This window comes from Ramlibacter lithotrophicus, from assembly GCF_012184415.1.
Classification (GTDB): domain Bacteria; phylum Pseudomonadota; class Gammaproteobacteria; order Burkholderiales; family Burkholderiaceae_C; genus Ramlibacter; species Ramlibacter lithotrophicus.
The window spans coordinates 36,014-49,838 of record NZ_VTOX01000007.1 but is presented as its reverse complement, the minus strand read 5'-3'; the positions used below and the strand labels follow the sequence as shown (position 1 = coordinate 49,838).

General features: G+C 69.4%; 14 protein-coding genes. 7 read left to right on the top strand and 7 right to left on the bottom strand.

Features of this window, described 5'->3' with window-relative positions:
* Positions 1–24: 24 nt before the first annotated feature.
* Positions 25–957: an RNA polymerase sigma factor RpoH gene (rpoH, locus tag RAMLITH_RS17845; protein WP_168108800.1), complete on the bottom strand. Its 933-nt coding sequence runs from the start codon at positions 955–957 to the stop codon at positions 25–27.
* 196 nt (positions 958–1,153) lie between these two features.
* Between rpoH and RAMLITH_RS17840 the strand changes: the two genes are divergently transcribed.
* Together RAMLITH_RS17840 and cutA are read left to right on the top strand one after the other, a co-directional pair.
* The gene (locus RAMLITH_RS17840) at positions 1,154–1,606 is read left to right on the top strand and encodes a hypothetical protein (RefSeq protein ID WP_168108799.1); all 453 of its coding nucleotides are present in this window, start codon (positions 1,154–1,156) and stop codon (positions 1,604–1,606) included.
* On the top strand, positions 1,603–1,989 hold the full coding sequence (gene cutA / locus RAMLITH_RS17835; protein ID WP_168108798.1) for a divalent-cation tolerance protein CutA: 387 nt from the start codon (positions 1,603–1,605) through the stop codon (positions 1,987–1,989). Before RAMLITH_RS17840 ends, cutA begins: the two co-directional genes overlap by 4 nt.
* Here cutA and ftsY read toward each other — a convergent pair.
* Positions 1,984–3,123, bottom strand: coding sequence for a signal recognition particle-docking protein FtsY (gene ftsY / locus RAMLITH_RS17830; protein WP_168108797.1), 1,140 nt, complete (start codon positions 3,121–3,123; stop codon positions 1,984–1,986). The two genes, cutA and ftsY, sit on opposite strands and share 6 nt — an antisense overlap.
* 28 nt (positions 3,124–3,151) lie before the next feature.
* Here ftsY and RAMLITH_RS17825 point away from each other — a divergent pair, with 28 nt between their 5' ends.
* The 5 genes from RAMLITH_RS17825 to RAMLITH_RS17805 all read left to right on the top strand — a co-directional run bounded on the left by RAMLITH_RS17825 (position 3,152) and on the right by RAMLITH_RS17805 (position 7,886).
* On the top strand, positions 3,152–4,567 hold the full coding sequence (locus tag RAMLITH_RS17825; RefSeq protein ID WP_168108796.1) for a M16 family metallopeptidase: 1,416 nt from the start codon (positions 3,152–3,154) through the stop codon (positions 4,565–4,567).
* A 17-nt stretch (positions 4,568–4,584) separates the two neighbouring features.
* Complete coding sequence (locus RAMLITH_RS17820) at positions 4,585–5,958, top strand: M16 family metallopeptidase (protein WP_168108795.1); 1,374 nt, start codon at positions 4,585–4,587, stop codon at positions 5,956–5,958.
* Positions 5,958–6,563 (top strand): 16S rRNA (guanine(966)-N(2))-methyltransferase RsmD, encoded by a 606-nt coding sequence (gene rsmD, locus RAMLITH_RS17815; protein ID WP_168108794.1) that lies wholly within the window; start codon positions 5,958–5,960, stop codon positions 6,561–6,563. Before RAMLITH_RS17820 ends, rsmD begins: the two co-directional genes overlap by 1 nt.
* A gap of 46 nt (positions 6,564–6,609) precedes the next feature.
* Positions 6,610–7,110 (top strand): pantetheine-phosphate adenylyltransferase, encoded by a 501-nt coding sequence (gene coaD / locus RAMLITH_RS17810; protein ID WP_168108793.1) that lies wholly within the window; start codon positions 6,610–6,612, stop codon positions 7,108–7,110.
* A gap of 107 nt (positions 7,111–7,217) precedes the next feature.
* Positions 7,218–7,886, top strand: coding sequence for a histidine phosphatase family protein (locus RAMLITH_RS17805; protein WP_168108792.1), 669 nt, complete (start codon positions 7,218–7,220; stop codon positions 7,884–7,886).
* 15 nt (positions 7,887–7,901) lie between these two features.
* Here the strand turns inward: RAMLITH_RS17805 and RAMLITH_RS17800 are convergent, their stop codons facing one another.
* Genes RAMLITH_RS17800 through RAMLITH_RS17780 form a run of 5 tightly spaced genes read right to left on the bottom strand, consistent with a single transcriptional unit; the run spans position 7,902 to position 13,641 of the window.
* Positions 7,902–9,335, bottom strand: coding sequence for an amidase (locus RAMLITH_RS17800; protein WP_168108791.1), 1,434 nt, complete (start codon positions 9,333–9,335; stop codon positions 7,902–7,904).
* A gap of 13 nt (positions 9,336–9,348) precedes the next feature.
* Complete coding sequence (locus tag RAMLITH_RS17795) at positions 9,349–10,854, bottom strand: ABC transporter substrate-binding protein (protein ID WP_168108790.1); 1,506 nt, start codon at positions 10,852–10,854, stop codon at positions 9,349–9,351.
* 47 nt (positions 10,855–10,901) lie between these two features.
* Complete coding sequence (locus tag RAMLITH_RS17790; RefSeq protein ID WP_168108789.1) at positions 10,902–11,762, bottom strand: ATP-binding cassette domain-containing protein; 861 nt, start codon at positions 11,760–11,762, stop codon at positions 10,902–10,904.
* Entirely contained in the window at positions 11,759–12,754 is a 996-nt protein-coding gene (locus tag RAMLITH_RS17785; RefSeq protein WP_168108788.1) for an ABC transporter ATP-binding protein, read from the bottom strand. Before RAMLITH_RS17785 ends, RAMLITH_RS17790 begins: the two co-directional genes overlap by 4 nt.
* 11 nt (positions 12,755–12,765) lie before the next feature.
* Positions 12,766–13,641, bottom strand: a complete 876-nt coding sequence (locus tag RAMLITH_RS17780; protein ID WP_168108787.1) for an ABC transporter permease — start codon at positions 13,639–13,641, stop codon at positions 12,766–12,768.
* Between the last annotated feature and the right edge of the window lie 184 nt (positions 13,642–13,825).

Sequence of the window (13,825 nt, the reverse complement as noted above, 5' to 3'; positions counted from 1 at the left end):
CTCATCGGCGCACCGGCGCCGGCGTCATGCGTAGGCGGCCAGCGCCTTCTTCATCTTCTTCATCGCCGCCGATTCGATCTGGCGGATGCGCTCGGCGCTGACGCCGTACTCGCCGGCCAGTTCGTGCAGCGTGAGGCCGCCCGAGCCGTCGTCGTTCACCTTCAGCCAGCGCTCTTCCACGATGCGGCGACTGCGCGGATCCAGCTCTTCCAGGGCGGCGGCGATGCCGTCGGTGGCCATCACGTCGCGCTGGCGCGATTCCATCACCGCCGTCGGCTCGTGGTTCGCATCCGCGAGGTACGCGATCGGGCCGAACGCGTCCTCGCCGTCGTCGGACGGGGACGGGTCCAGCAGAACGTCGCCGCCCGCCATGCGCGCCTCCATCTCGATCACTTCCTCGCGCTTGACCTTCAGCTCGCGCGCCATCACGTCGATCTGGTCGTCGGTCAGCGTGTCGCGGTGGGTCTGGGCGTGCGCATCGTCCTTGAAGCCCTGCTTCATCGAGCGCAGGTTGAAGAACAGCTTGCGCTGCGCCTTGGTGGTGGCGACCTTGACCATGCGCCAGTTGCGCAGGATGTACTCGTGGATCTCGGCCCGGATCCAGTGCAGGGCGTAGCTCACGAGGCGCACGCCCTGTTCGGGGTCGAAGCGCTTCACGGCCTTCATCAGGCCGATGTTGCCTTCCTGGATCAGGTCGCCATGCGGCAGCCCGTAGCCCAGGTACTTGCGCGACACCGACACGACCAGCCGCAGGTGCGACAGCACCAGCTTTCCGGCGGCCTCCAGGTCGTTGTGCTGCTTGAACTTCCTCGCGTACTCCTGTTCTTCCTCCAGCGTCAGCAGGGGAAGGCGGTTCACGGCGGAAATGTAGGCATCCAGGTTGCCCAGGGACGGAACAACCGACCACGGGTTGGCCATGGCCAACGCGGTGCCTGGGGCTCCAGTGGAAGCGGACATACCGGAATCTCCTTTCGTTCTCGTCTGCGATGTTAGCACTCTGCTTAGGGGAGTGCTAAACGCAAAAGTTCAGGGTCCAGGCTACCCAATCCGGGGTTTTCCCGGGTATCAAACCGTACCCGCTTCTGCCCGGGCCCTTTGTGGACTAGCATGGTGCGGCAAGGCCCAGCGCACGGTGAGTGGGCCGGGAGGCACCATGAAGCCCATCTTCGAGCGCGTCCTGTTCGGCAACCGGCGCAAGGCCCGGCCCCCGGGCGCAAGCTCGTCGGTATCCTCGACCCTGACCACCCGCGACATCGAAACGTACTACCTTCGTGTGATAGGCAACTGCCTCAAGCGGATGCTGATCAAGGAAGAGGACGTCCAGATCGGCGTCAGGCGGACCGGAACCGCGCCATCGGGCCTGAGCTCCTTCGCCGGCTACGTGCGCGTCCTGCGCTGGGATCCGGTCGTCACGCCCGTGGTGCTGCAGAACCTGCCAGTGATCGACGCCCGCATCCGCAAGGTGGTGAGCGCCTCGGTGCTCCTGGAGCACACCCAGTTCGACGGCCTGTGGGTACAGGCCACCAGCAGCACCCAGGGTTCGCCGACCTCCCTGCTGGGGCTGCCGGCAGAGCTCAAGTACCAGTCGCGCCCCGTTTCGCTATGACCGGGGAGAGGGACGAGCCGGAACAGCAGATCCTGGTCGTGACCACGACCGTGGATTCCGGAGCGACCGCCACAGCGCTGGCCCGCCAAATGGTCGAGCAGCGACTGGCCGCCTGCGTGCAGATCGACCACGACGTGACTTCGCTCTACCGCTGGAAGGGCGAGCTCTGCGAGGACCGGGAAGCGCGGCTGGTGATCAAGACCATGCCGGCACGGGAGGCGGCGCTGCGGGCTTTCCTCGCCGGGCACCACCCTTACGAACTGGCGCAATTCGTTGCGATGACCGTGGCGGCGAGCGCGGAATACGCCCAGTGGGTGCGCGGCGAAGTCAGCGCGGCCGGCCCGGCGACCGGGCAACCACCGCCTGCGCAGGCCGGCTCATGAGAGCAGCGCCAGGGCAAACTCGCGGGCGTCGAAGGTTTCCAGGTCTTCCAGCTGCTCGCCCACGCCGATGAAGTAGACCGGCACCGGCTTTTCCTGCGCGATGGCGGCCAGCACGCCCCCCTTGGCCGTCCCGTCCAGCTTGGTGACGATCAGGCCGGTGAGCTGCAGCGCCGCATCGAAAGCCCGCACCTGCGCCAGCGCGTTCTGGCCCGTGTTGCCGTCGATCACCAGCAGGACCTCGTGCGGCGCCGTCGCGTCGGCCTTCTGCACCACTCGCTTGATCTTGCGCAGCTCCTCCATCAGGTGCAGCTGGGTCGGCAGCCGGCCGGCGGTGTCCACCAGCACCACGTCCTTGCCGCGCGCCCGGCCCGCAGTCACCGCGTCGAAGCTCACCGCCGCCGGGTCGCCGCCTGCCTGGCTGACGATCTCCACCATGTTGCGGTCGGCCCAGATCGCGAGCTGCTCGCGCGCGGCGGCCCGGAAGGTATCGGCCGCCGCCAGCAGCACCGAGGCGCCCTCGCCGGCGAGGTGCTTGGTGAGCTTGCCGATCGAGGTCGTCTTGCCGGCGCCGTTGACGCCCGCCACCATGATCACCGTGGGCTGGAACTGGCCGATGACCAGCGGCTTCTCCAGCGGCTTGAGCAGCTGGGTCAGCGAATCCACCAGGATGTTCTTGGCCTGCACCGGCCGCGTGGCGCCGCTCGCCTTGACGCGGCGTTTCACCTCTTCCAGCAGGTGTTCCGTCGCCTTGACCCCGGTGTCGGCCATCAGCAGGGCCGTTTCGAGTTCCTCGTACAGCGCATCGTCGATCTGCGCGCCGGTGAACACCTGGGAAATGTTCGAGCCGGTCTTGCGCAACCCGGCCGTGAGGCGCGTCATCCAGCCCTGCCGCTCCGGCGCGACCGGCGGCGCGACCGGGATGTCCATCGCCTGCACCAGGGCGCTGCCGATCAGGCCGCCCGCGGCTGGCTGAGCGGGAGCCGGCGTGCTCGCCGGCGCGGCGGGGGCAGCCGTGGGCGCAGGCGTGGCCGGCGGGGTGGCGGGCGGCAGCGTGGGGGTGGGAGCCTGGACCTGCGCCGGTTCCGGCGCAGGCGCCGGCGTGGCTGCCGGCTTTTTCCTGAAGAAACTGAACATTGAGGGGCTCTCTAGAATCTGCGATTCTATGAAACACCTCCTTCGCCGAGCCCTGTGGAGTCTCTGCCTGTGCGGGACCCTGGCCTTCCTGCCTCCGAGCCTCGCGCAGAGCCCAGCCGCCGGACCCGCCAAGGCCCAGCAGTTCAAGCTGGCCAACGGCTTCACGCTGATCGTCAAACCCGACAAGAGGGCGCCGACGGCGGTCCACATGGTGTACGTGCGCGTCGGATCGATGGACGAGGTCGACGGCGCGAGCGGCGTGGCCCATGTCCTGGAACACATGTTGTTCAAGGGCACGGAGAAGCTCAAGCCGGGCGAGTTCTCGCGTCGCGTGGCGGCGCTCGGCGGCCGCGAGAACGCCTTCACCATGAAGGACGCCACCGGCTACTTCCAGCAGATCCCGGCCGGCAAGCTCGAAGAGGTGATGAAGCTCGAGGCCGACCGCTTCGCCAACAACAAGTGGCCCGACAGCGAGTTCAAGCCTGAACTCGAAGTCGTCAAGGAGGAGCGCCGGCTGCGCACCGAGGATGCACCGCGCTCGCTGCTGTGGGAGCAGCTGAGCGCCACCGCGTACCTCGCTTCGCCCTATCGCCGCCCCATCATCGGCTGGATGAGCGACCTCGAGGCGATGACGCCGCAGGACGCCCGCGACTTCTACCGCCGCTGGTACGTGCCGGCCAACGCGGTCATCGTCGTGGCCGGCGACGTCGACCCGGAGCAGGTGCGCCGGCTGGCCGAGAAGCACTACGGCGGGATCAAGGCCAGCCCGGTCCCGCCACGCAAGCCGCGGGAGGAGCCGCCGCAGGCCGGCGTGCGCCGGCTGGAGTTCAAGGCGCCGGCGGAACAGGCGTACGTGGCGCTGGCGTTCAAGGTGCCGCAGCTGACGTCGTTCGAACCGGCCCCCGAGAACGACGATGCGCTGGCCCTCACGGTGCTCGCGGCCGTCCTCGACGGCCACAGCGGCGCGCGGCTCAACCGCAACCTGACGCAGGGCCCGGACCGGGTCGCCGACAGCGTGGGCGCCGGCAACGGCCTGTGGGGCCGCGGTCCGCAGATGTTCACGCTGGACGGCGTTCCGGCAAAGGGCAAGACGGCCGCGCAGGTCGAGGCGGCCCTGCGCGCCGAGGTCGCCAAGGTCGCGCGCGACGGGGTCAGCGAGGAGGAGCTCAAGCGCGTGAAGACGCAATGGATCGCGGCCGAGATCTACAAGCTGGACTCGGTGATGAACCAGGCCCGCGAGATCGGCAGCTACTGGATCATGGGCTTTCCGCCCGACGCCGGCGAGCGCCTGATCGAGCGGCTGAAGGGCGTCACCGCGGAACAGGTGAAGTCGGTCGCCGCGCGCTATTTCGGCGACGACCAGCTCACCGTCGCCACGCTGCACCCGCAGCCCGTCGACCCCAACCGCAAACCGCGCAAGCCCCCCGCCGGCGCCCGCCACTGACCGACAGGCCCGCGACCATGAACATGAACACCAAGAACATCGCGGCTGCCCTGCGCCGCTGCGCCGTGGTACTCCTGCTGGCATCGGGACCGGTGCTCGCCGCCATCCCGATCCAGCACTGGACCCAGCCGGGCGGCGCCAAGGTCTACCTCGTCGAAAGTCCGTCCATTCCGATGGTGGACATCCGCGTCGACTTCGATGCCGGCTCCCGCCGCGACCCGGCGCCCCAGGCCGGACTGGCCAGCGTGACGGCGGGCATGACGTCCAAGGGCATCGCCGCGGCGGCGAACGGCGCGGCCACGCCGTACCCGCAGGCCATGGACGAGAACCAGCTGAGCGACGCCTGGGCCGACCTGGGCGCGGGGTTCGACGCCAGCGCCAGTTCCGACCGCATGAGTTTTTCGCTGCGCTCCCTGACCGACCCGGAGATCCTGCCCAAGGCGGTGCAGCTCGCGTCGCGGCAACTGGGCGAGCCGTCGTTTCCCGACGACGTATGGCAGCGCGAACGCCAGCGCATCTCGGCGGCGATCCGCGAGGCGAACACGCGCCCCGGCACCATCGTCGGCAAGGAATATGCGAAGGCGGTGTACGGCGGCCATCCGTACGGCTACGAGATGACCGAGGAAACGCTGCAGCGCATCTCCGTCGCGGACATGAAGACGATGTACCGTGGCCTGCTCGCCACGTGCCGCGCGAGGGTGAGCGTGGTCGGCGCCGTCACGCGCGCCCAGGCCGATGCGATGGTCGCCACCCTGTTGTCGCGCCTGCCGGCCGCGGGACGGTGCGAGGCCTTGCCGGCCGTGGCCGAAGTGCCCCCGCTCGCCGCCCCCGTGCTGCGCGAGGTCCCCTTCGCCTCGGCGCAGGCGCATGTCCTGATCGGCCAGCCGGGCTACCAGCGCAGGGACCCGGACCACTTCCCCCTGCTGGTGGGCAACTACTCGCTGGGCGGCGGCGGCTTCGTGTCGCGCCTGACCACCGAAGTGCGGGAAAAGCGCGGCCTGAGCTACAGCGTCTACAGCTATTTTTCGCCCGGACTGCATGCCGGCGCCTTCACCGTGGGCCTGCAGACCCGGCCCGACCAGGCGGCCCAGGCGATCGAGGTGGCACGGGACGTGGTTGCCAGGTTCGTCGCCGACGGCCCGACACCCGTGGAGCTGCAGGCCGCCAAGGACAACCTGGTCGGCGGCTTCCCGCTGCTGATCGACAGCAACCGCAAGCTGCTGGAGAACGTGGCGAACATCGCGTGGTACGACCTGCCGCTGGACTACCTGGACACCTGGATCTCCAGGGTGGAGCGCGTCACCATCGCCGACATCAAGGCGGCGTTCGCGCGCAAGCTGCAGCCGCAGCGCATGGTCATGGTGACCGTCGGCGCTGCGGCGGCGCGCTGATGGCCCGCGGCGCGAATCCTGCCCGGCCCGCGCGCCCGCCGCGCGGACCGCTGCCGCGCGAGGTGCGCATCATCGGCGGGCAGTGGAAGCGCACCAAACTCCCGGTGGCCGACAAGCCGGGCCTGCGGCCGACGCCGGACCGGGTGCGCGAAACGCTGTTCAACTGGCTGGACCACGACCTGGCCGGCTGGCGCTGTGTCGACGCCTTCGCCGGCACCGGGGCGCTCGGCTTCGAGGCCGCATCCCGCGGCGCCGCCGAGGTGCTGATGGTCGAGCAGGATCCCGAACTCGTCGCGCAGCTGCGGACCGTGCAGAAGCGCCTGGACGCGCAGTCCGTCAAGGTCGAGCGCGGCAATGGCCTGTCGGTCCTCACCCGGCTCGCCCCAGGCAGCGTGGACCTGGTCTTCCTCGACCCGCCGTTCGACGCCGCCATCTTCGACAAGGCGCTCGCCGCGGCCGCGACGCTGCTCGCGCCAGGCGACCTGGCGTACCTCGAGTCCCCCACCGCCTGGGGCGAGCCGGCCCTGGCCGGACACGGATTCGCCCTGTTGCGGCACCTGCGCGCCGGGGCGGTGCACGCGCACCTGCTGCAGCGGACTGCATAATGCGGCGCAACATGGGCTCGGCAGCGGGCCCGGCGCAGGAGATCCAATGGCCCACGACGTGATCGCCGTCTACCCCGGCACTTTCGACCCGATGACCCTGGGCCATGAGGACGTGGTGCGCCGCGCCACGCAGCTGTTCGACCGCGTGATCGTCGCCGTGGCCGCCGGCCACCACAAGAAGGCGATGTTCACGCTGCAGGAGCGCATCGAGATGGCGCGCCTGGTGGCGCAGCCCTATCCGCAGGTGGAGGTCGAGAGCTTTTCGGGCCTGCTGCGCGACTTCGTGGTCGCCCGCGGCGGCAAGGCCATGGTGCGGGGGCTGCGCGCCGTCACCGACTTCGACTACGAGTTCCAGCTGGCCGGCATGAACCGCAGCCTGATGCCGGACGTCGAGACCGTGTTCCTCACCCCCAGCGACAAGTACCAGTTCATCAGCAGCACGTTCGTGCGCGAGATCGCGGTGCTGGGCGGCGAGGTGGACAAGTTCGTGTCGCCTTCGGTCCAGCGCAAGCTCCAGGAGAAGGTGCGCAGCCTCGGCCGCGACTAGCCGGCGCCACGGCACGGGCGTGCAATACCGCACGCCGGAAGCCGTGCTCGACAGTTCGGTCGCGCGCAGGACCGTGGCCGGCGCGGCGCGGCGGGATAATCGCCGCGATGACTGAAATGATTCTCGTGCGGCATGGGGAAACCGACTGGAATCGCGAGCTGCGCTTCCAGGGCCATGTCGACGTGGGGCTCAACGCCATCGGCCTCGAGCAGGCGAGGCGCCTGGCCTCGCGCCTCGCCGCCGAGCCCGCCGCGCACCTTTACGCCAGCGACCTGCTGCGCGCGCAGCAGACCGCTCGGCCGGTCGCGGACCAGCTCGGCGTCCCGAGCGTGACCGAGCCGTCGCTGCGCGAACAGAGCTTCGGCACCGTGGACGGCATGCGCGTCGACGACATCAAGGCGCAGCATCCGCAGGCCTGGGAGCAATGGCTGCGGTTCCACGAGGATTTCTGCATGCCGGGCGGCGAGACGACCCGGGAGTTCCACGCCCGCGTGGTCGACGCGGTCTATCGCATCGCCGGCGACCATCCGGGTGGCACGCTGGTGGTGGTCACCCACGGCGGGGTGCTGGACATGATCTGGCGCACGGCGCGCTCGCTCTCGTTGAGCGGCCCCCGCCAGAGCGAGATCCCCAATGCCGGCGTCAGCCGCGTGCGGGTGAGCGCTGGCCGCATCGAGGTCCTGGCCTGGGCCGACACGGCGCACCTGGCCGACCTGCCGCCGCAGCCGGTCTACGACCAGCGCAAGCTGCTCGCCGAGCTGCCGCCGTCGCGCTGAAGGCGCCGGCCGCCCTCAGTCGATGTGCTCGACCGCCTCCGACGGCGGCAGCGGCCACGGACGCTGCTCGTCCCGGATCAGTTCGAATGCGCGCGAGACCTGCAGCACGCCCAGGTCGTCGAAGCGCCTGCCCGCGATCTGCAGCCCGATCGGCAGTCCCGAGGCCGTGTAGCCGCAGTTGATCGACGCGGCCGGCTGCTCCGACATGTTGAACGGCACCGTGAAGCCGATGTGTTCCAGCGGCCGCAGCGGGTCGTTGGTCGGCGAGGGCAGTTCGGCGGGAAACGCCGGCACCGGCGAGGTGGGCGAGATCACGTAGTCGAAGCCGGCGCAGGCCGCCACCGTCGCGACACGCGTCTGGTGGAACTGGCTGGCGGCCTTGTAGACCGCCTCGCCGTCCATGCCGGCGGCGCTGTCCGCCCATTGCTGGATGTAGGGCAGCACCTTGGCCTTGCGCTCGCGCGAGAGCGCCTTCATGTCGACGAGCGAGCGCATCCGCCAGAAGTGGTCCATGCCGTCGAGCATGGCTTGCGTCATGAAGGGACGCATCGGCGCCACCACGGCGCCCGCGCGTTCGAAGAGCCGGGCGGCATGTTCGACCGCGGCGCGCACTTCGGGCTCCACGGCGAGTCCGCAGCCGGCCTCCAGCAGCAGCCCGATGCGCAGTCCCCGCAGCTTTTCCACGCCGGCGTCGAACTGGTCCCAGGCAATCGCCTGGTACGGCAGGCTCATGCTGTCGCGTGCGTCCGGCAGCGTCAGCACCTGCATGAACCACGCCGAATCGGCAACGCGCCGTGTCATCGGCCCGGCCGCGCGGCCGGTGTACGGTGGATCGATCGGGATGCGGCCCAGGCTCGGCTTGAGCGTGAAAATGCCGCACCAGCCGGCCGGCAGCCGCAGCGAACCGCCGATGTCGGTGCCGATGTGCAAGGGACCATACCCGGCGGCCGCCGCGGCGCCGGCGCCAGAACTGGAACCGCCAGGCGTCTTGCCCAGGTCCCAGGGATTGCGCGCGAGGTGGTGGAAGCTCGAAAGCCCGGACGACAACATGCCGTAGTCCGGCATGGTGGTCTTGGCGATGACGACGCCGCCCGCCTCGCGCACCCGCGCGGCTGGCGGCGCGTCGGCCGCCGCCGGCGCGAGTTCGCTCGCGGCCGTGCCGAGCGGCAGCGGATCGCCCCGGGTCGCGATGTTGTCCTTGACCGTGACTGGCACGCCGTCGAGCGGACCCAGCGGCGCGCCTCGCAGCCAGCGTGCCTCGCTGGCGCGCGCCTGTTCCAGTGCGAGTTCCGGGCGCAGCAGGTACAGCGCCTGCAGCTTGTGCTCCCACAACTCGACATGGCCGAGGACGGCCTGGATCACTTCCACCGGCGAGAAGTCCCGCCGGCGGTAGCCGCCGACCAGCTCGGCGGCGGAGAGTTCATGCAGGGCCGGCGAAGGTGTCGTCATGCGATCCCGGTCTTCAGGCCCAGGACAGGGCGGACAGGTCGTTCACGAACACCGGCATGTCCTTCCACAGGCCCTTGATGTTCTTGTTGGCCACCGTCACCCACTGGGGCTGGTACAGCCACCCGAGCACGGCTTCATCGGCCAGCAGGCGCTGGATTTCGCCGACGATCTTCTTGCGGTCGGCTTCGCGTGGCGACGTCTTGTATTTCGTGTACAGGTCGTTGAACTTCGGCGACTCGTAGTTCCAGTAATAGCCCGGCTTGGCGAAGTTGCCGAGGTCGAACGGCTCGACGTGCGACACGATGGACAGGTCGTAGTTCTTGTTGCCGTAGACGCCGCTCAGCCACTGCGCCCACTCGACGTTCTGCAGCTTGACGTTGATGCCGACCTTGGCGAGCTGCGACGCGATCACCTCGCCGCCCTGGCGTGCATACGGCGGCGGGGGCAGCACCATGGTGAGTTCCAGCGGCGCCGTGACGCCGGCTTCCTTCAGCAGCGCCTTGGCCTTGTCGGGGTTGTACGGATTCACGCCGGTGGTGTCGACATAGCCGAAGGCGCCCGGGACGTAATGGCTGCCGATCGGGGCGCCGTAGCCGTCGCCCGCACCCTGGATCACCGCCTTGCGGTCGATCGCCGCGTTGATGGCCCGCCGCACCCGCAGGTCGTCCAGCGGCTTCTTCTTGTTGTTGATCGCGAGCACGGTCTTCGCGCGCGAGCCCGAGACGACGACCTGGAACTTCGGGTTGCCCTTGAACTGCGGCACGCTGCGCGGCGTCACGCGCGGGAAGGCGTCGACGTCGCCGGCCAGCAGGGCGGCGACCTGCGCCGCGGGCTCGGAGATGAAGCGGAAGGTGGCCCGCTTGATCTTCGCCTTGCCCGGATCGCGATAGCCGTCCCACTTCGTCAGCGTGACCGACGAGCCCTTGCTCCAGTTCTCCAGCTTGTACGGGCCGGTGCCGACCGGCTTCGTCGCGTTCGCATCGACGCTCTTGGGCTCGACGATGACGGCCGTCGCCTGTCCCATCAGGAACAGGAAGTCGGGGTCCAGCTCCTTGTTGACGATGACCAGCGTGTTGTCGTCCACGGCCTGCACCGTCTCCATGCTGGCGAAGGTGCGCTTGTCCTTGTTGGTGCTCTTCTCGGCGCCGGCCCGCTCGAACGCGAACTTCACCGTGCGCGCGTTGAACGGCTCGCCGTTGTGGAACTTGACGCCCTTGCGCAGGCGGAACGTGTAGGTGCGCAGGTCGGGCGAGACTTCCCAGCTTTCGGCCAGCAGCGGCGACACGGTGCCGTCCGAGTTGATCTTGGTGAGCGTCTCGTAGATGTTGTAGAGCGTGATTTCCGCGATCGCCGACGCGGCGTTGGCCGTCGGGTCCAGTCCCGGCGGCTCGAGCGCCATCGCCAGCACCACCGCATCCTTGCGGCCCTGCGCCAGGGCCGGCGTGGAAACCGCCAGCGGCACGCTGGCCAGCGCGGCCAGCGAGGCCGAGTGGGTGAGAACGGTGCGTCGCTTCAACATGGTGCTTGACTCCAGGGTGTGAAAAGCCCCTCCGGGGGCGTGGCGGATCATGGCCGGGATCGGCTCGCAGTGACAAGCGGGATTTCCCCGTCGCGCGGGGGCGCCGCACGGGACGGCGGTTCGGCTTTCGGCACGGCTTCGAGCAGCGTGCGCGTGTAGGGATGTTCGGCCGCCCGAAACAGCCGGTCGGGGGGACCTTGTTCCACGATGCGGCCCTGCCAGAGCACGGCGACGTCGTCGCACAGGTGGTGAACGACCGCCAGGTCGTGGCTGATCAACATGTACGTGATGCCGAACTGCGCCTGCAGGTCCTGCATCAGGTTGAGCACCTGCGCCTGCACCGAAACGTCCAGGGCGCTCACCGGCTCGTCGGCGACGATCAGGCGCGGGCGCGTGATCAGGGCACGGGCGATCGCGATGCGCTGGCGCTGGCCGCCCGAGAATTCGTGCGGGTACTTGCCCAGGTCGTTGGCCCGCAGCCCCACCGAGTCGAGCGCCTGCGCGGCGCGACGCTGCTGCTCGGCGCGCGTGGTGTCGCCCTGGGCCGCCAGCGGCTCGGTCACGATGCGTTCCACGGTCTGGCGCGGATCGAGCGATCCGTACGGGTCCTGGAACACCATCTGGATGTCGCGGCGGGCCTGGCGCAGTTCCTCGCGCGGCAGCGCCTGCAGGTCGCGGCCGAGCAGTTTCACGCTGCCCGACGTGGGGTGGTCCAGCGCCATCACCAGCCGCGCCAGCGTCGACTTGCCGGAACCCGACTCGCCCACGATGCCCAGGCTGCGGCCGGCCTCGATCGTGAAGCTCACGCCGTTGAGCGCCTGCACCACGGGATGCGGCGTGAACAGTTTCTCGCGCGGCATCAGGTAGTGCCGCACCAGGTTGTCCACCTGCAGCAGTGGTTCCGTCATGCGGCCACTCCCTCACGGCGGGCGGCGGCCACTGCATCCAGGCGGATGCACCGGGCCTGGTGGTCCGGCTCCACCAGCTGCGGCGGCGGCACGGTGACGTGGCACTCGGGAATGGTGAAGCTGCAGCGCCCGGCGAACGGGCAGCCGGGGGGCAGGTCGACCAGCTCGGGCACGGTGCCGGCGATGGTCACGAGGCGCTTGCCCTTGGCCGTTCCCAGCGCCGGACGGGCGGCGAACAGGCCCAGCGAGTACGGATGGATGCGGTGCGCGAATACGGAAGTCGTCGGGCCGCTCTCGACCACGCTGCCGCCGTACATCACCATCATCCGCCGCACGTTCTGCGCGATGACGCCCAGGTCGTGCGAGATCAGCATCAGCGCCATGCCGCGCTCGGCGACGAGCTCGCGGATCAGGTCGAGGATCTGGCGCTGGATCGTCACGTCCAGCGCCGTGGTCGGCTCGTCGGCGATCAGCAGGTCCGGACCGCAGGCCAGCGCCATCGCGATCGTCACCCGCTGGCGCTGCCCGCCGGAGAACTGGTGCGGATACGCGTCGATGCGCCGCGCCGCGTCGGGAATGCCCACCCGGTCCAGCAGGGCGATCGCCTCCTGGCGCGCCTGCCCCGCCGACATCCCGCGGTGCAGCCGCAGCGGCTCCGCCACCTGGCGGCCTATGCTGTGCACCGGATTGAGGGCGGTCATCGGCTCCTGGAAGATCATCCCGATGCGGTCGCCGCGAATCCGGCACAGCTCGCGGTCGCTCTTGCCGACCAGCTCCTGGCCCTCGAAGCGGATGCTGCCCGTGACCTGCGCGTTCTCCGGCAGCAGGCCCATCAGGGCCATGACGGTGATCGACTTGCCGCAGCCCGACTCCCCCACCAGCCCAAGCGTCTCGCCCCGTTCCAGGGAAAAACTCACGTCGCGCACCGCGTAGGCCGGTCCGCGATGGGTCTGCAGTCGCACGTGCAGGTTGTTGACTTCGAGCAGGGGCATCGGCGGCGTCTTCAGCGCTTGCGGGCCAGCCGCGGATCGAACAGGTCGCGCAGGCCGTCGCCGAGCAGGTTCAGGCCGAGCACCGCCAGGGCGATGGCGATGCCGGGAAAGACGGCGAGCAGCGGCGCCTGGAACATCAGCGTCTGCGCCTCGCTCAGCATGCGGCCCCAGGAGGGCTGCGGCGGCTGGGTCCCGAGTCCGAGGTACGACAAGGCCGCCTCGGCCAGGATGGCGATGGCGAAGCGGATGGTCGCCTGGACGATCAGTACCGACATGATGTTCGGCAGCACGTGCTCCATCGTGATCGAGAACGCGTTCTTGCCGCAGGCGCGCGCGGCCAGCACGAACTCGCGCGACCAGACGGCGTTGGCCGAGGCCCGCGTGATGCGCGCGAAGGTCGGGATGTTGTAGATGCCGATCGCGATGATCGCGTTGACCATCCCGGGGCCGAACACCGCCGTCAGCATGATGGCGGACAGGATGGCCGGGAACGCGAAGCCGAAGTCCGCCAGCCGCATGATGATTTCCTCGACCCAGCCGCGCTTCGCGGAGGCGAGGAGGCCGAACGCGGTGCCCACGACCAGGCCGATCCCGACGGCGATCACCCCGACGACGATGGACGAGCGGGCGCCCACCAGCAGCAGCGAAGCAACGTCGCGGCCGTAGGCGTCGGTGCCGAACCAGTACTTCGCGTCGGGCGGCAGCAGCTTCAGGCCCATGTCGATCTCGTATGGCGAATGCGGCGTCCACACGAACGACAGTAGCGCCGCGAACGCCAGCAGCAGGCTCAGCACCGAGCCGACGGCGAAGCTGCGGTGCGAGAACGCACGGCGCCAGAAGCCGGGACCCTGGACGATGGGAGGGACTGCGACGGGGACTGCGCTCATGCTAGGGCCTGTTCACACCTTTTTTGGCAGTGCGAACGTGCTTAGAACCGCGCCAATCTAGGCGGACGACAACGCCAAGGCTGGACGCCTTGGCTAGGAGTTCAACAACGAGTGGCGCGGTTGTAAGCACGTTCCCTCCGGGTTGCGGCCAAAAAGGCCAATTGCGTTGTTGCGGCGACTGGCC